The 16,390-nt window shown below is 61.3% G+C and carries 17 protein-coding genes and 3 pseudogenes; 8 read left to right on the forward strand and 12 right to left on the reverse strand.

Annotated elements, in window-relative coordinates:
* Window positions 1–91: 91 nt before the first annotated feature.
* The 7 genes from WP12_RS21920 to WP12_RS21950 form a co-directional block, all read right to left on the reverse strand.
* Entirely contained in the window at window positions 92–1,270 is a 1,179-nt protein-coding gene (locus WP12_RS21920) for a TonB-dependent receptor plug domain-containing protein (protein WP_052730565.1), read from the reverse strand.
* A 125-nt stretch (window positions 1,271–1,395) separates the two neighbouring features.
* On the reverse strand, window positions 1,396–1,920 hold the full coding sequence (locus WP12_RS21925; protein ID WP_160299268.1) for a nuclear transport factor 2 family protein: 525 nt from the start codon (window positions 1,918–1,920) through the stop codon (window positions 1,396–1,398).
* A gap of 35 nt (window positions 1,921–1,955) precedes the next feature.
* Window positions 1,956–2,477, reverse strand: a complete 522-nt coding sequence (locus WP12_RS21930; RefSeq protein ID WP_052730567.1) for a nuclear transport factor 2 family protein — start codon at window positions 2,475–2,477, stop codon at window positions 1,956–1,958.
* 10 nt (window positions 2,478–2,487) lie between these two features.
* Complete coding sequence (locus tag WP12_RS21935) at window positions 2,488–2,877, reverse strand: nuclear transport factor 2 family protein (protein ID WP_046195781.1); 390 nt, start codon at window positions 2,875–2,877, stop codon at window positions 2,488–2,490.
* 20 nt (window positions 2,878–2,897) lie between these two features.
* Complete coding sequence (locus WP12_RS21940; protein WP_160299269.1) at window positions 2,898–5,258, reverse strand: TonB-dependent receptor; 2,361 nt, start codon at window positions 5,256–5,258, stop codon at window positions 2,898–2,900.
* 34 nt (window positions 5,259–5,292) lie between these two features.
* Window positions 5,293–6,579 (reverse strand): acyl-CoA dehydrogenase family protein, encoded by a 1,287-nt coding sequence (locus tag WP12_RS21945; protein WP_235399262.1) that lies wholly within the window; start codon window positions 6,577–6,579, stop codon window positions 5,293–5,295.
* A gap of 8 nt (window positions 6,580–6,587) precedes the next feature.
* Window positions 6,588–7,397: an SDR family NAD(P)-dependent oxidoreductase gene (locus WP12_RS21950; protein ID WP_046195783.1), complete on the reverse strand. Its 810-nt coding sequence runs from the start codon at window positions 7,395–7,397 to the stop codon at window positions 6,588–6,590.
* 185 nt (window positions 7,398–7,582) lie between these two features.
* Here WP12_RS21950 and WP12_RS21955 point away from each other — a divergent pair, with 185 nt between their 5' ends.
* The 3 genes and pseudogenes from WP12_RS21955 (at window position 7,583) to WP12_RS21960 (ending at window position 9,941) form a co-directional block, all read left to right on the forward strand.
* Window positions 7,583–8,380, forward strand: a complete 798-nt coding sequence (locus WP12_RS21955) for a TetR/AcrR family transcriptional regulator (RefSeq protein ID WP_046195784.1) — start codon at window positions 7,583–7,585, stop codon at window positions 8,378–8,380.
* Between the two features lie 219 nt (window positions 8,381–8,599).
* Window positions 8,600–8,779 (forward strand): annotated as a pseudogene (locus tag WP12_RS24465) (transposase); the annotation flags it as partial.
* A gap of 568 nt (window positions 8,780–9,347) precedes the next feature.
* Window positions 9,348–9,941 (forward strand): hypothetical protein, encoded by a 594-nt coding sequence (locus WP12_RS21960; RefSeq protein ID WP_200894574.1) that lies wholly within the window; start codon window positions 9,348–9,350, stop codon window positions 9,939–9,941.
* 107 nt (window positions 9,942–10,048) lie between these two features.
* On the opposite strand, the gene WP12_RS21965 is transcribed toward WP12_RS21960, so the two are convergent.
* Complete coding sequence (locus WP12_RS21965; protein ID WP_046195786.1) at window positions 10,049–10,807, reverse strand: DUF6118 family protein; 759 nt, start codon at window positions 10,805–10,807, stop codon at window positions 10,049–10,051.
* A gap of 6 nt (window positions 10,808–10,813) precedes the next feature.
* On the reverse strand, window positions 10,814–13,942 hold the full coding sequence (gene traA, locus WP12_RS21970; RefSeq protein ID WP_046195787.1) for a Ti-type conjugative transfer relaxase TraA: 3,129 nt from the start codon (window positions 13,940–13,942) through the stop codon (window positions 10,814–10,816).
* A 174-nt stretch (window positions 13,943–14,116) separates the two neighbouring features.
* Here traA and traD point away from each other — a divergent pair, with 174 nt between their 5' ends.
* The 5 genes and pseudogenes from traD (at window position 14,117) to WP12_RS21990 (ending at window position 15,526) form a co-directional block, all read left to right on the forward strand.
* The gene (gene traD, locus WP12_RS21975) at window positions 14,117–14,419 is read left to right on the forward strand and encodes a conjugal transfer protein TraD (protein ID WP_046195788.1); all 303 of its coding nucleotides are present in this window, start codon (window positions 14,117–14,119) and stop codon (window positions 14,417–14,419) included.
* A 37-nt stretch (window positions 14,420–14,456) separates the two neighbouring features.
* Entirely contained in the window at window positions 14,457–14,669 is a 213-nt protein-coding gene (locus tag WP12_RS21980) for a conjugal transfer protein TraD (protein WP_046195789.1), read from the forward strand.
* Window positions 14,662–14,916 (forward strand): hypothetical protein, encoded by a 255-nt coding sequence (locus WP12_RS21985; RefSeq protein WP_046195790.1) that lies wholly within the window; start codon window positions 14,662–14,664, stop codon window positions 14,914–14,916. Before WP12_RS21980 ends, WP12_RS21985 begins: the two co-directional genes overlap by 8 nt.
* A pseudogene (locus WP12_RS26375) lies at window positions 14,913–15,101 on the forward strand (nucleotidyltransferase); the annotation flags it as partial. The gene WP12_RS21985 and the pseudogene WP12_RS26375, both read left to right, overlap by 4 nt.
* Complete coding sequence (locus WP12_RS21990; protein ID WP_046195791.1) at window positions 15,095–15,526, forward strand: hypothetical protein; 432 nt, start codon at window positions 15,095–15,097, stop codon at window positions 15,524–15,526. The pseudogene WP12_RS26375 and the gene WP12_RS21990, both read left to right, overlap by 7 nt.
* 113 nt (window positions 15,527–15,639) lie before the next feature.
* Here the strand turns inward: WP12_RS21990 and WP12_RS21995 are convergent, their stop codons facing one another.
* The 3 genes and pseudogenes from WP12_RS21995 to WP12_RS26110 form a co-directional block, all read right to left on the reverse strand.
* Window positions 15,640–15,900 (reverse strand): BrnA antitoxin family protein, encoded by a 261-nt coding sequence (locus WP12_RS21995; protein WP_046195792.1) that lies wholly within the window; start codon window positions 15,898–15,900, stop codon window positions 15,640–15,642.
* Complete coding sequence (locus tag WP12_RS22000; RefSeq protein WP_046195793.1) at window positions 15,884–16,168, reverse strand: BrnT family toxin; 285 nt, start codon at window positions 16,166–16,168, stop codon at window positions 15,884–15,886. The genes WP12_RS21995 and WP12_RS22000 overlap by 17 nt, the downstream gene beginning before the upstream one ends.
* 9 nt (window positions 16,169–16,177) lie before the next feature.
* Window positions 16,178–16,390: pseudogene (locus WP12_RS26110) on the reverse strand (hypothetical protein); the annotation flags it as partial.

Genomic DNA, 16,390 nt, shown 5'->3' on the forward strand with positions numbered 1-16,390 from the left:
TTTTGGCATTGGGCCCTCGGCGCTGACGGAGGCCATGGGCATGCTCAACCACCATTTCGCAGCAGCCGCCTGATCGGCGCAGAGCGACAGCCTACCTCTGACTGCCGCCAATCTTTGCAACAGAGCCCAGCGAACTGCCCTGCAGTTGCAATTCTTCGGTGATATATTTTCGATCGCTGACGAGTGTCGGGCGAAAAACCGTGAAGGGGAAAGGGCCTACAAGCGGCCCCAGACCATCATTGTTGCCCGCGATATCATATCGTGTTTTCACATACCCAAATATGTTGTTGACGGTAACGTCGTCCGAAAGATCGAGGCTCGTACGGTTGACGAAGATCAGCGTGCGCCGGTTGGAATGTGAGAATGGCGTGGCGGAAAAGACCTTGTGGATGCCCACCTGCTGCTGCGCTGCCAGATAGCCCGCTAGCTGACTGCCGAAAATGGGTTCGAGCGGACCCAGGGATGCGGGGATATAGGCAGTCAGCACCGAGCCGCCCGAATTCTCGTTCGCCTTGAAGTAATTCACCGTGGTCGTGTTGGTCAGCCGTTCCGTGGGCTGCAGCAACAATGTGCCGCGGATCATTTCCTGATGGATATTGTCGAAATCGCGCGGGCCGTTGAGATTTTCGGTCAGGCCGTCCCGGCGACGGATCTGTGCCGCGACACGCAACGCGACCCGGTCCTGCACGATCGGGATATTGATCGCCCCCTCCAGCGCACGATAGTCATAATTGCCCAATGTCCCCTGGACATAGCCTTCGAATTCATAGGTGGGTTTGGTCGGGGTCAACAATATTGCGCCACCGATCGTGTTCCGTCCAAATAGCGTGCCCTGCGGCCCTTTGAGAACCTGTACGCTCTGAAGATCGAGGATCGGCAGGTCGACGCCCACAGCCGGCAGGGGAACCTCCGAGAAATAGTTCACGACGGCGGGAACGCCGGTTCCCAGTGGAAGATTGCCAAGTCCCCGCAAGGTGATGTTCGTGTTGCCTGGGTCGCCTTCGGAGGTAAAGCGGATGCCCGGCGCAAGGTTGGTGACATCGCTTAGCACCTGCACGTTCGACTCGGCCAGGCGCGCGCCCTGAAGAGCGACGATCGAGACCGGGACGGTGCTCAGGCTCTCTTCGCGCCGGCGGGCCGTCACCACGATCGCTTGTTCGTCTGCCGTCGCCTGCGGCACAGGATCCGTTTGCGCCAGAGCCGCAGGATATTGAGCGGTGGCAATGATCAGGCTTCCCAGCGCGACACCCCATTTCACATATTCAGACATTTCAAACTCCCCTCATTTTTTGAAATTTACTAAACTGTTCGTGATATTCTTCATGTGCAGGCCGGCGGTCGGATAAATGTATATTTATCCGTTCATTCACTTCCGCGCGACGTGTTCGATCTTATCTAGATGTCATCTGGCCATATCGCTGGTCTTTGCCAAAGATCATCACAAATTACTTTGAGCGGACTGTCTCCGACTTCGGTTCCTACGCCTGTCCCCGAAATGAGGGGCAGGCGCTTGACGAAGCGCCAACCGGCATCTTCGCGCCGGAAACTGTCCTGATAGCCTCCTGTCATCAGCAGGTCGGTCGGCGAAAAGACGGGCGGCGCCTTGTCCTGACTGTTCCAATGGAACGCCAAGGTGCGACAGAGCGAATAGGCGACATCGCCGTCCACCCGGATGTACACATTGGAGACATGATGCGCCGTACCAAGCAATTTGACTGGATAGTTGCAGTAGAAATCCTCAATGGCGGGCCGCCCCCTAAATTCTCCCGACCCATAATCCAGGATACCGTCGCTGACGAAAAGTGCGGCGATTTCCGTGAAACGGGCGGTATCGATCAGATGACCGTAAAGATGGATCAAGTCCTCGATTGCACGCCGATCTTCGAGCTGTTGCAACCGTGCTTTCAGCGAACTTCCCACATCCAATCTCCAAATTAAACCAATCTCAGACGGCGTCAGACAAACATGTTCAGAAGGGTGTAAGACGGGTCTGATCCGTCGACCTTGCCGACCCAGCCGTCCGGATCGAAGCCACCGGCGATCGTCGACCAGTCGGCAACGCCGGTGCGGTGAATGATCCGCCAGACGCCGTCACGCCGCTCAAATCGATCCGCATATCTTCCGCTGGCGATGATGTTCTGGGGTGCCCAGCCTCGCGTGACGTGATTGGCCAGGACATAGCTTTCGCCTTCCGCCCGGTCTCCGTCCACGTTGAATAGCGCGTTGGTGATATGGTGGGTGGTCATGCTGAATTGATCGATATAGGTCGGAATGAAGGCGATATAGTCGTCCCGACTGCCCCGAAACAGCGAGCCATGATCATCGATGGCATCCTCGTGAAAACAGCTTCGAACGAGTTCGAGATCGCGGCGATCAATTCCGCGACAATAGGTCTCCAGCAATTCGCGAAGGAGAAACTTGTCCTCCATATCTCCACCGATCACGATCTTTCCCTGCACGGCACCCTCCATCTTCATTATTGGTTCATTACAGCGGCGGGAGTAGTTGGTGCACAAGGCGCCTTGCTATCCGCCAGCCATCGCTGGTCTTGATAAGATCGTCTTCGTAATAGCCGGGGACGACCTTGCGTTCGGCATCGATGGTCAGCGCGCGCGTGTGGACCTTGGCATGAGTCCCGTCATAATCCTCGATCACGAAATTGAGATTGGTGTGGACGTTGGGCGGCGGATTTTGCGGAAATATGGCCTTCATCGCCTCTAACCCCGTAATAACGGGATATCCTTCGGACGACGGGTCCAATATGGCGTCCGTCGTGAAAAGTTCGCCCAGACGGTCCCATTCCCGAAAATCGAACACGTTGGAATATTTGCCAAGTAGGTTATATATCTCGACATAATCTTCAGATTTCTGTGTCATGGCGTCCTCATATTTATGCGTTAGAAGCGGTAGCGAGCCTGAATGCCGAACGTTCTTGGTTCATTATAATCGACCGTGACGATGCCGGGCAGGAAACCGACCACGCCGTTGGTCGCAACCCAGTCCGCGTTGAAAAGGTTTCGCGCGAACAGGCTTAGGTCGATGGGCAATCCAGCCACGTCGTTAAGGTCGATCCGGGCGTTTACCGTGTCATAGGCGTCTGCCGTGTAGAGGCCGTAGGTAACCTTGTCCGACCAGTAATAGTCCAGGTTGGCGACAAATGTGCCGGCGGCGCCGGCATCCACTTCATAGCGCGCGCCGACCGACACGGTCGTTTTGGGAACATATTGGAACGGAATCACCGCCGGATCGCCGCCGCCGGCAACGACGAAGGGCGTCAGAGTGCCATAGGTCGTGTGCGTCGTCTTGGGCGCTATGTGACTTGCGCCGACATCAAGCGTCAGCATCGGCGTGGGGTGGATGGTAAGGCTAGCCTCGATCCCGCGCACCCGCGTGTCCCCCGCGTTGATGATCAGCGCGGCGCTGGACGGGTCATTGGCGACATCGCAGTCCCCGTCGAAGCTAGAGGCGGGCGTACAGCCGGCCGTGGTGAACAGGCCGAGCACGTTATACTGAACATTTTTCGATTTGGCTGCGAAGGCCGCGATATTCACCTGGCCGCGAACCGCGCCGATCGTCCATTTCGATTTGAGGCCCAGTTCCACGTCGGTAATGGTTTCCGGATCGAAAAGCTGGAAAGGCGCGAGGCCCGGTCCAAGGACGGGAACGTTCACACCGCCCGCGCGATATCCCCGCCGGGTCGTGATATAGGCGAAATTATCCCGGTCGATCTGCCAGTTTAACGCGGCCGTCCATGTCGGCTTCTTGAAGCGAGCCCTGGTACGTGCCGCACCCGTCAGCACCCCGCCGTTGCAGTCGGCACGCCGACCCGGATAGGGAGGAGTCGCACCGCCGAGAGCGCTGCATACGTCGATGCGATCCCATGTATAGCGCGCACCCAAGTCAAGTTTCAGACCCGGCGCCAACCCGCCCAGATCGTAACTGAGATTGCCGAATATCGCGCGGCTGTTTTCAGTCGAGAAAGTATATACGGCCGTTCCCGACCCGTTCAGCACATCGGCCCGATCCGCATTTTCGCCGTCCGGCTTGCTGGTCAGGTAGAAGCCGCCGACGAGCCAGCTTAGCCGATCGTCAAACGCTTTTCCGTGAACCTGCAGTTCTTCGGTCACCTGATGAAAGGCGTTGGAACGATAACTGTTTAGAACGGGCCCGGGGCCGCCGCCGAACAGATCGACCGCAGGTAAGCCGTCGAAATTCGCCTGGCTGGCCCATTTCACGTCACGGATGCCGACAATGTTGGTGAAAGTCAGATTGCCGACTTCCAGATCCGTCCGATTGGTGAGACCGAATGCCGTCGACCGGTCGAAAGTCTCTATGTCGGAAAAATTGCGCCTTTTCCCGATGGAACGCTGTTGGGACAGCAGGCTGTTCAGGCTCGGATTGGTGAAGGGCGCCAGCCCTTCGAGCAGGCTGCCCGGGAAGAACCCGATAAAGGTCTGGCCCGGCCCGTTCTCATTCGCCTTGTAATAGTCGAAGATCGTCAGGCTCTTTATGGCCTCCGACGGCTGGACCAGCAAGGAAGCCCGGAAAGCGCCATTGTTGATGTCGTAGAGCCGCTGGTTGATGCCCATGGAGTGAAAATATCCGTCGCGCCGCGTGTAGCGGCCGGCAATTCGGAGCGCGACTTTTTCGTCGCTGATGGGAAGGTTGAGCGCGCCCTCTGCGCCGCGCATCTGGAAATTGCCGATCGTGCCCTGCACATAGCCGCCAAAGGCATATGTCGGTGCCTGCGGATACAGCAGCACGGCACCCCCGGTAGTATTGCGCCCGAACAACGTACCTTGTGGCCCCTTAAGGACCTGAATAGATCCCATGTCATATTGCGGTTGGCTGCTCGCCACGGTCGGCAAAGGCACGTCGGCAAAATAGGTGATCGCACCCGGCTGCCCAACGCCGATCAGGGGCTTTGCCTGGCCGCGTATGACGAACACGGTGTTGGTCGAAGCTCCCGCGCCCCCTAGATAGACGCCCGGGATGCGCTGTTGCAGCGTTTCCGGTGTCGTTACCGATGCCTCGCGCAGGCTGCTCGCTGAAAATGCGCTCACCGTCACGGGTATCCGCTGAATGCTTTCGGAAGTCCGGCGCGCCGTGACGACGATATCTCCAAGCTCGGCCGCATTTATCGGCGGCGATTCCAGGGCCGTACCGGTGGTCGCGGGAACTTGCGCCATGCAAAACTGCGGCAGCATGATCGACACGAACGACGCCGAGAGCAGCCACGGTTGGACGTATTTCCTCATCATCTCTCTCCCCCTTTTTTATGGATTATGTTGTTTAGTAAGCGCCGACGGGGATGATGTTGGGCGAAAGCGCCAGTCGGTCGCGACCGTAGACCTCGTATCCAAGGCTTGGCAGGTTGGCGATGTGGCGCAAACCGACATGGACATCGCGCCAATAGCGCTGCAGCGGGCTGGCAAGCGAGAAAGCGGACGACCCGGCGATGAACATGAGCTTTTCGATCACCGCGTGGATCAGTTCCGTCGCCTGCGCGCACAGCGCCTTATGTTGCGCTCTCTCCAGCGGCGCGAGGGGGCGGCCGGCCAGCGCCGCCTCATCAAGCTGGCCTGTAACCTGAAACAGCAGCAGCCGAGCGTTATCCAGCTGGGCCGCGACCCGGCCCAGATCATGCACGACGACGCTGGAATCCGTGCGATGCTTGTACGTCGTCGTCACGATGGGCTTAAGCTTGGAATCGGCTTCGACGATTTCCAGCATGGCCTCGGCCGCACCGACGAATTGGGCCAGCCCGGTGGCCCGCACCAGCGGCACGAGCGCGAAGCGGTCCGACGGCGCGCCGACATGGCGCTTGCCATCTTCCACATGGCCAAAGGTGCGCTCCATCGTCACCATGCGGTGATCGGGGACAAACACGTCCTTCGCCACGGTGGTATCGGAACCTGTTCCCTGAAGGCCCGTGACGAACCAGCTATCTTCGATGGTGATCTGGTCCATGGGGATATAGGCCATGTTGATCCCCGGCGTGACGGGCTGGCCGGTATCGGTCAGTACGCAACCACATTGCGCCCATGCAGCCTGGCGCGATCCCGAACTGTAGGGCCAGCGTCCGCTGACGATATAACCGCCGTCCACCTTCCGGGCGATGCCGGGCGGATTATAGGCGCCGCAGATCAATGCCGGTCCATCGGCGAACAAGGCCTCCTGCAGCGCGTCAGACGCGGTCGTGGCTATCCAGGTCGTGCCGTTCAGGATCTGCGCGACCCAGGCCATGGCCGGATCCGCTTTCGCCAGTTCGATCTCGACCTTGGCGAAGCCGCTGGTCGAAAGTCCAGCTCCGCCCCAGCGTTCAGGCATCAGAAGGGTGAAAATGCCCAGGTCGTTCAGTGCGTCCGCCACTTGAGCGACAGGCGAGCGCTGCGCCTCTGCGGCTGCGGCATGGCCCGCTATCATGGGTCGCAATTGCTGGAGAGACTGGATCAGGGCGGGGACTTTTTCGTCCCGGAAGGTCGAAATTTCGCCAGGCGACGTCATCATTTGCCTTTCGGACGCAATCGGGGCGTCGCATTCATGAAATTGTTCTGCTTGTGGCGGGAGGGGCGCCATGGACCGCTTCACGGGTTTTCGTCCATCGTCGCCCAGTCCGGCGGCTTGTTGTTGAAACCGGGCACATGCTGTCCGCCGTCGACATGCAAGAGTTCGCCCGTCATGAAACGGGCCGCATCGGATGCCAGGAATACTGCCACAGGGGCGACATCGCGTTCAGGGTCGCCCACACGCCCGAGCGGATTGATCGCGGCCACCATATCGAAAAAGGATGGGTCGTCCTCGACCAGCTTTTCCATCACTGTACCGAGCCCCGTGGGCGCGATGGCGTTGACGCGTACGTTGAAGCGACCCCATTCGACCGCCGCCGTTCGCGTCAGCCCCAGCACCGCCGACTTCGCGACATTATAGTCGCTGTGATACCAGGACCCGACCTGCGCATCGATCGAGAAGAAGTTGATGATGCTGCCGCCGCCCCGCGCGCGCAGGTGGGGAAGGGCGGCCTGCATTGTCCACCAGGTCGACCACAAGGCGACCTGCAGCGAACCGTGCAGCATAGCGTCGGTCTTCTGCTCCAGCAGAATGTTTGGCGACAGCATCGACGCATTGTTGATGACGACATCCAGGCCGCCAAAATGACCAACAGCCTTTTCGATGGCACCAATCGCCTGATCGCGATGGGTGATGTCACAAGGATAGGCAAGACATGCGACGCCCGTCTCCGCCTCGATTGCTCTGGCGGTTTCCTCGGCGGCGATTCCGTCCAGTTCGGCGATGACAACATGCGCGCCATCCCGGGCGAACACCCTCGACATGCCGCGGCCAAGGCCTTTGCCACCTCCTGTAATGACCACGACCTTGCCATCAAGTTGCCCCATGCTCTTCGCTCTCCTTATGCGACGATGCTGGCATCGATCGGGAAATTCCATTCCACCGATCCATCACCACCCGCCGTTCCTGACCGGCCTTTTGTACGGATTATGACAGCTGCAGTTAGGGAATTCGTTTGAGACGGTGCCAAATAGCAGGTTAATATCCGCAGAATTGTAGGCCTTCCGGGGAATTGGACCGCATCGGCGAACCGGCCGAAAAAGTTGACTTTGCAACGCCTTTCCGTGATTTTGCCGTCATGGAGAGTGCAATCAAAAAAAGTCCGAAAAAGGCTGAAAAAGGAGTGATCGGCGAAGCGGCGATGCCGCGGTCATCGCATCTGACCGTGCAGAGGATCATTCAGGCCGCCGCCGAAGAAATCGCCGAGCACGGGGCGTCTGGTGCGCAGATGACGCGCATTGCCGAACGAGCATCGGTATCGACGCAGCTCGTCTATCATTATTTTGGCAGCAAGGAGGAAATCCACGTCGCGGTGCTGGAAGACATCGCCACCGTTACGATGGAAGAACATCTGCGCGTTGACTATGCCAGCATGGACCCGGAAGTAGCGATCAAAGCGTTCCTCGACCGAACATTCATCTTCCTGGAGAATAATCCGCTGATTGGCCCGCTCTCGCTATCGGAGAATATCAGCCGGGGCTCGCATGTTTCGGCGCGCAGCAAGTTTCGGCGCGACATGCCGATCCTTATCCAGCGGCTGAATGAAGTGCTCAATCGTGGTGCGAAACTGGGCGTCTTCCGGGTTGATGTCGATGCGCCCATGTTTTTCGCTGCATGCCTGATGTTGTGCGAGGGATGCTTCCTGACCGGGAAGGTGATGTCGGTGTTTCTGGACGCGGACCTGACCCAGCCGCAGGGCAGAGCGCGCTGGCGCGAATTCATGATCGGGATGGTCCTGGGTTATTTGCGCCCTGCTGGCGGCATCGCGCAGCAGCCGTTGAACGCCCAATATAATAAACAGATTGCATGAATTGGGGAAATCAAATTCGCATCGATTTCCCATTCTTCGGGCATTTCATGGTATGTAATTTCGGCAACCCAAATCTCTAACAAGATTTACTGGTACGGTGGAGAATCTACTGGGCCAATTTTATGGGCCTATGTACCTATGTGACCCACCGATGACTAGGGTCAGGACCCATTGATTTGGGAGGCGGGATCTGATTCAGCCTCCGCAAGGAGACTGATTATGAGCGACCTGCCCTGGCTGACGGATGAGCAGATGGCTCGGCTTGAGCCCTTTTTCTCCAAGAGCCCTGGTCGGCCGAGGGTTGATGATCGTCGCGTGCTTAGCGGTATCATCTTCGTCAATCGTAACGGGTTGAGATGGCGGAATGCGCCCAGAGAATTTGGCCCGGCGAAGACGCTGTAAAGAGCGTCCTCGGCGTCCATGCATCGTGATAATCCGAGCGGATCTGGGCCCATTTTTTGGGATCTGTGTGCATCTGAAGATCGCTTCATTTGCCCGGACCATCGTCAGAATAGCTCAGCAACGTTGATCTAGCGAAGCTCGGATCACCAGCGACGCGGTGAATAATAGAGCGCTGGCAGGACTGTGGATAAGCTCCGAAGCGGAACCCGCCAGAATTCGATTAAGTTGTTGAAAATGCGAATAGAATCGAAATTTACGCGGTCCCGATTGGCGCTGATCGGCACCCCGGGAAAAGTAAGAATTACTCCTTGTCAGTTGGTTAATCCCTAAAAAGACGGGGTTCGGTTTGGGCGCTTATCCACAGCCCTGAGTGTGGACCGGCGTTGAAGCGGGACCCCAGCCCATGCGCAGTAACACGCTGAATAAACAAAAAATTCCGAAATTAGCCAGGTCCTGATAGGCGCCGATGAGGACTCGGCCCAAGGCTATTTGCATATGAAAATCAACCCAGTTGGTCTCGTCTTGGTGGGGTCCCGCTTCAACGCCGGTCCACAGCGACGGCAAGGTGCTGGCCACGCTGACGCATGGTGAGGGCTTTTTCCATCAAGACAGCGAGTTCGCCGCCTTCCGTGTTTTCCCAGGGCAGGAAGATGCGCCCACACAACGCTTCGGCACCTGGGCACTGGATGCGACATTGTACGCCGTTCCCGAGATACCATCGCTTATGCCGACCACGACGGGCAACGTCCGCCTCAGTTTCGCCAGCGACGATGCTCTCGTCCGCTGGCGGATCGAGACAGAGGGATGGGTCGTGACGTTGGTAAACGAGGAAGGGCCTAGTGGCGAGCCCGACTTGACCAGGCAAGACCGTCTGGCGGACTTTCCCCCTGATGCCGAGACGCTAGTCGCTCTACTCGTCCGGCAGTTTGAGGGTCAGTCAGCACTCAGCATCGCAACCAAGCCAGCGGTCACCGCCGCGCAAGCCGCCCAGGCAGAACGAGCTCAGCGCATCTCAGCCAATCGTGCCCGCTACCTGGCCCAGCTACGCACCTCGACTCCTGACTTAGCGCGGGCGCTCACCGCCATGCGTACTCGTGTATCCGATCAATTCGGAAAGCTGTCCGGGATGCCCTGCATGCCGCCTCAATGCGTTTATTGATCAGGGGTTGAGCAACCGCAGCCAAATAGCTGCGCCGCCCAAGTGTTCGCTGATTGTTCGATCTTATCGTTGTTTGGCGTACCATCCACGCTATGCCCTCTATAACCTCAACTCGTCACTGTCCGAAGCGTGCGGCGAGGCGCGTCAGGACGCACCACCCCCGGCTTGACCTCGATCGTGCAGCGCCCCGGCTTCTTCGCCTTGACGGCGGACGCACGGCATGCCTCGATCGTCTCGCGATTGTCCCGCGCCAGATTAGCGGCGGCGACGATCGCCTCCCAGCTCGTCGGCGAGGCGCGCGCCATCAGATGCGTGCCGGCATCCCACATCGTTGGTTCGGCGAGTAACTGCATTGCTCCACGCTCCGGCCATTGCCAACTATCGGGCATGGCGCGCGCCATCAGGCCAGCGAGAAGCGCCCAAGCCAGCATCCCCAGCACCGCCCCGCCCAAGCCGGTCCACAACAGCCACCGATCCTGTTGCCAGCGCGCGCGCGTCGTTCCGACAAGCCCCCGCAATTCCCGCGTCGCCTCGCTCATGTCCGATCGCGTGCTATGCACCAGATTGCGCAGCTCGCCCGCCGCGCCCGCCACCGAAGCGTTTACACGCTCCCCCATCGTCTCCGGGGTAAGTTTCATCGCAGGGCTTTTCGCTATCGCATCGACCCGCTGGGTGAGTGCCAGCAATATCTTCTCGGTGTTGGCGAGCGTCGGCTGATAATCGGGAATGTCGATGGACTCGCGCGCGCGGGCCAGCCCCTCGACGGCAAGGCGCACCAACGCCACCTCGCCACGCAACTGCTCGAACGCCGCTATCGGATCGTCGCCGGACCCGCCGTTGTCGCGATAATTGTCCTCGTCCATCATCCTCTCCTACCGGCTCATGCCGCGCCCCATGCCTATCCCCAAATCCCGCGCCAGCTCGCGGCCAAGGTCGCCGCTGTCCATGCCGCGTCCCCGGCCCATGCCGATCTCAAGCCCCAGCTCGCGCGTGCGATTACGCAGGACCGATTCCACCTGGGGATCGCGCTCAAGGCTTTTCGCCATGCCCGCCATTTCCTTGCCCGTGCGCTCGCGGCCCGCCATGTCGCCGGCGCGATAAAGGCGGTCGCGCTCCTGTTTCAGCCCCTGCCAGCGTTCCACGAACCGATCGGCGCGCAAGTTCGGATCGGCCCGCACGCGGGCTTCCTGCGCCATCGCGTCGATTATGGGGCCGCTGCGCCCCGCTGCCGCTTCGCGCAGCAAGGCGGGGTCGCGCTGCATCGCCGCCGCCATATCGCGCGAGGCTCCCGGCCTGATCTGGTCCAGCGCCTGTGTCGCGCGCTCGAACGCGACTTTCTGATGCTCAAGGATCGGAGCGCCCGATGCCTGCGCCTGCAACACCGCTTCGGCCGAACGCGAGGCCCGCTCGACCGCGCGGGCATAGTCGCGGCCCTGGCCGCGATCGGCCGGGACCGGAGCGCGCTCCGCGCCCTTCAGCGGCGCGGCCGACAGCTTCAGCCCGTCGAACATACCGCGCTTGGGAGCCGCCTTCTCGCGCTCGCCGGTGTGCGTCGGCTCCGGCGCTGGGCGCTGCGGGGCAGGCCGGAAGCCGTCGAACATGCCCCGCCGCGGTTGCCGCTCGGCCGCGGCTTGTCCCGCGCCAGCGCCGCGGTCGATCGACCGGGAATCCTCGCCCATCTGGCGCATGGTTCCCGCGCGAGGGCCAAGGATCTCCACGCCGCGCCTCTCGGGCGCATCCGGCAACCGGATCTCGCCCGACAAGCCCCGCCGGTCGGCGAAAGCACGAATCTCCGCGTCGCGGTCGCGGACCATCGGATAATCCGACGCCATATCCTTCGCCCGCTCGCGCGAGAGCGTGCGGGTGAGCTGACGCTGATCGGCGAAGTCGTCGCGGCCGTAATGGAGCTGCACCCCGTCGCGATGCCGCGACAGCGCCACATAGGCCGAATGGCGGTCCATGCCGGGGGTGGCGAGGACGTGCGCCCGATCGACCGTCACGCCCTGCGATTTATGGATGGTGGCGGCATAGCCGTGATCGACATGGGCATAATCCTTGAGGTCGAACGCCACCGATCGGCCATCGTCAAGGCGAACGGCCATGCTATCGGGCGATACGCGCTCGACCTTCCCCAGCGTGCCGTTCTTCACGCCAAGGCCGCGCTCGTTTTTCAGGAACATGATGCGGTCGCCGCTCGCGAACTCGCGCGCGCCGCGCTCGGCCGACACCCGCACATCGTCCCCCAGCTCGCCGCTGGCGCGCATCCGATCGCGCGCGGCCAGGTTCAAATCGCGCACCTCGGCATTGGTGTGGGTGAGGATGATCCGCGACTGATCCGGCGCGGCGATGCGCTCGGCATCCCAGCGGTCCACCAGGTCCGCGCGCGCCGCCTCGCGCGTCTCGGCCGCCGTGACCATGCCGTGCCGCTCATAGGCGTGGACGGCCTCGCCGGTGCGGCTCGTCGCCAGCGCCTTCGTGGCGTCGCGCTGCCAGTCCTCATGCTGGCGGCGTATGGTGGTGATCTCGGCCGCGCCGTGCCGCTCCGCGAGGCTGCGGAACGCCGCGCCGGCCTCGATCGCCTGCAACTGCTCCGGGTCGCCGACAAGAACGACCTTCGCGCCCGCCTGTTCGGCCGCCGACAACACGCGCTCCATCTGGCGCGTGCCGATCATGCCGGCCTCGTCTATCACCAGCACGTCGCGATTGGTCAGCAGCTCGCGGCCCTGGTCCCACTGATATTCAAGGCTGGCGATCGTCCGCGACGCAATGCCGGACCCGCCTTCCAGATTCTCGGCCGCGATCCCCGACAGGGCCGCGCCGCGCACCTGATAGCCCTGATGCTCCCACGCCTCGCGCGCCACCCCCAGCATCGCCGACTTGCCGGTGCCGGCATAGCCGACGACTATGGAAAGATCGCTCTTGCCTGCTATATGCTCCAAAGCGGCCTGCTGCTCACCCCCCAGCACCAGGCCCCCACTCCCGGCGGTGTCCAGCTCCCTTGATAGCGACGCTGCCGGGAGACCATGCCCCTCCCTCGCGCCAAGCCGATCGGCGGCCCGTTCAAGCCGCCGCTCGGTGTCGATCATGTCGCGCGAGGTAAAGCGGTCCTCGCCGCGCCCGTCCTTCCCCAGCGCCACCAGCTCGGGCGAGGACCGCACCGCGCTCATCACCTGGTCGAACTGATCCTTGCCGTCGCTGTGCCGGAACGCGAACTGCGCCAGGTCGCGCCGCGTGAACGTCGCCTGCTGCCGCGTGATGGCGTCCAGCGCGATTTCGGGATTGGCGATGATCTTCTCGCCATTCTCGCGCGCGATCCGGGCATGGTCCTCGACCCGCTCGGCCTCAAGCCCCTGTTTGGGCATCCGCGACGCCGCCGGCCCGATCTTGTGCTGCGGCTCAAGGTCGATCCCCTGCGCCTCCAAGGTGCGATGATCTATGCGGGCATCAATATCCAGCTCGGCAAGCCGCTCGTTAACATGGTTCGCCCATGCCTCGCGCCACCCTTCCAACAGCTCGGTTCGGTTCCACTCGCGGACCTTCTTCCCGAACCCCTCCCCGTCCACCTCGCGCATCGACAACATGACATGCGCGTGGGGCTTGGGCATCCCATCCTTGCCCATGTCCCAATGCACATTCAGGTCCGCGACCATGCCGCGTTCGACAAACTGCTTTTCGACAAATTCGCGGGCGAGCGCGACGCCCTGCGCCTGATTCATTTCGCGTGGAATCGAGAACTCTACCTCGCGGGCAAGCTGGGCATCCTTCCTGATCTCCCCCGCCTCGACCTCGTTCCACAAGGTCGTGCGGTCGTTTAAACGCTCCGGCGCACCTTCGGGCAACATGATTTCCGAATGGACGACGCCGGCCTTGTTCGAGAAATCTTGGGTTCGCCCAAGCCGGTCGTCGTGCAGCCGCTCCGCCGCGCGATAGGCCGCGCTGGCAACGGCGCTCGATCCGTTGGCGCGGCTGATGACCTTGGCTGAGAAATGGTAGATCGCCATGACGGCCTCTATACTGCCTTTCTTAGCGCACGTCGGCAACGACGTATAAGCGCGCACTCACACTCTCTGCCGTTCGCGTGATTGACTTCGCCGCATTTTTCGCTTCGGGGCCTTCCTCGCGCGCGCGATCGTGCTACGCTGCGGCCTCCTGTTCATGGGCGCGAGGGAAAGAATATGCGGAAGGTGCGCGACTATGACGCCGAATTGCGGGTGCTGAACGACAAGGCCAAGTCTATCAAGGCGAAGAAGATTCAGCAACTTGGGCTACTGGTGACGGCAACCGGAGCCAATGCGCTCGATCTCGATACGCTCGCCGGGGCGCTCGCCGCCGCCGTGGAAGCGAACGCACAAGCAAAGGAGGCATGGCGCGCGAAGGGCGTCGCCTTCTTTCAAGGGCGCGGACGCAAGGCTGGGCGACGCTCTGGCGGCAACGGCGAAAGCAGAAATCAGGCTGACGCAGGCGAGGCACAGGGTTGAGGCCGCGCAGCGCCGCACCGATACGAGGGAATGGGTCGTGCAGCGCCGCGAACGCACCCGCCATCTCATAGAGCTGGGCGGCCTCGTCCAGAAGGCCGGCCTCGTCGATCTTGCCGACGACGATCGCGCCACCCTCTACGGCGCGATGCTCGATCTCGCCGCCCGCGCGCGAGAAGATGGCAACGCGCTCGCACTCTGGAAGCGGCGCGGCAAACGGGCCTTCGACGCGGAAGGAAATGCCCATGACTGACACCTCGCGCCTCTCCTGGCAGCTCCTGATGGTGGGACCGGGAATCGACCGCATCACCCCCGACATTCAGGACAAGCTCGCCGCGCTGCTCGATCTGCTCCCCGCCACCGCAACCATCAATGTCCAGACCAACGCCGGCTATGTCACCGTTTCGCGCGACTGGCCCAGCCACCGCATGGAAACCGTCGATAGCCTCGTGGACGAAATCACCGCCGCTCCGGGCATCACGCAAATCTCGGTGCCCTGACCATGCGCGCCGGCCTCGATCATCTTCCCGCCGCCAAGCGCCGCGAGCTGGAACGGGTCGCCCGCGTCCTGTTCGATGAGTTCGAGGATGCTGTCAAAACCAAGCTCTCCGACAAGCGCAAGGGCGGCCGCATCCTCAAGCTGATCCTGTTCGGCTCCTATGAGCGGAAGGATGGAACATGGATCAGCGCGTCATTGATCTTTGGGATCGGCTCATGGCCTATGGGGAGAGCGGTGCCGTCCCCCTTCCCGCGATCCGCGCCGAAGTGTTGGAACTGCACGCGGCGATCACCGATGAGGAAAGCCGGCTCGGCCTCATGCGGATATTCAATCTCGTCTGCGATTTAGTGGCGGTGCATCTCCAAGAGACGAATGGCGATTTCGAGGCGTTCGTCCAGCACCGGCAGAGCCAGATATGGATGTTCCTGCGCGCCGAATGCCTTGTCGGTGGCGTGCTGGACCGGGGCCGGCTGCGCTATGTGACCTGGCGCGAGGTCCAGGCCGGTCGCATGATGGAGGACGATCCGCTGCGCCGCTATGCATTGGGCGATGACGCCGCCTTTGACGCGCTGCTGTCTGCGCCGACGCCCCCGAAGCGGACCCGCCATTAGCACGCGAAATTGCTGTATAGGCGTATACACATATACAGATTACCAGGGTTCGCAGCCGGGAAACCTGTTCTTCGCGGGGCGGTCCGATCCGGCGTGACGTCTCGCGCTGCCGTTCACCGATGGGCGACATCGGATTCCAGCAGCATCCGCACATAGCGGGTGTAAGGGATGCCCCTGGCCCTGGCTCTGGCCTTCACCGCGTCCAGTAGCGCGGCGGGCAGGCGCATATTGAGCGCGGCCGATTTCGGCTCGATCTCGAAGCGCATGGGCTTGAAGCCGGACAGGTCATAATCCGACAGGTCGGCCGTGGCGACGAACCGTTCGGCCGCCGCATCGCTGGCGAGCGAGGGCATGGGCTTATTCCTGGCCTTCATAATGCTCGATCTCCTTCTGGTGCATATAGCGGGCGCTGATGGGCCGGAGCCTCGACTGGCCGGCGATCTCCCGGAGCATGAACACCAGGAAAACATAGCGCCCGTCCGCCGTTTTCCCGATCGCCCGCATACGCGGTTCGCCGGGATGAGGATCGGCCATCACCGCAGGCCCGCCTAGCAACACCTGCTCGATCTCCTCGCGGGCAACGCCGTGCTTGCCGCATTTGGGCCAGTTCCCGCCATCCCAGTCAAAGCCCGCGATCTTCATGCCGCAAGCCTACATCTTTGTGTAGGCAAATGCAATGCGCTGTGTGTGTGCCGGATCATGGCCATATATTAGGTGTATACGCCGTCGCTCAAACATGATGTTGCCGATCTGTTCGGCCTTAGCGTCCATAAAACGCACTTTCGTGTCGTCGCGCGCGATCGTGCGAGGATCTAGCTTTCCAAAAATCGGTCGCCTGGGATGCCCGTAGAGGGCCATGCCCGC

Origin of the sequence: Sphingomonas sp. SRS2 (assembly GCF_000971055.1) — a bacterium.
In the GTDB taxonomy this organism is placed as follows: Bacteria; Pseudomonadota; Alphaproteobacteria; order Sphingomonadales; family Sphingomonadaceae; genus Rhizorhabdus.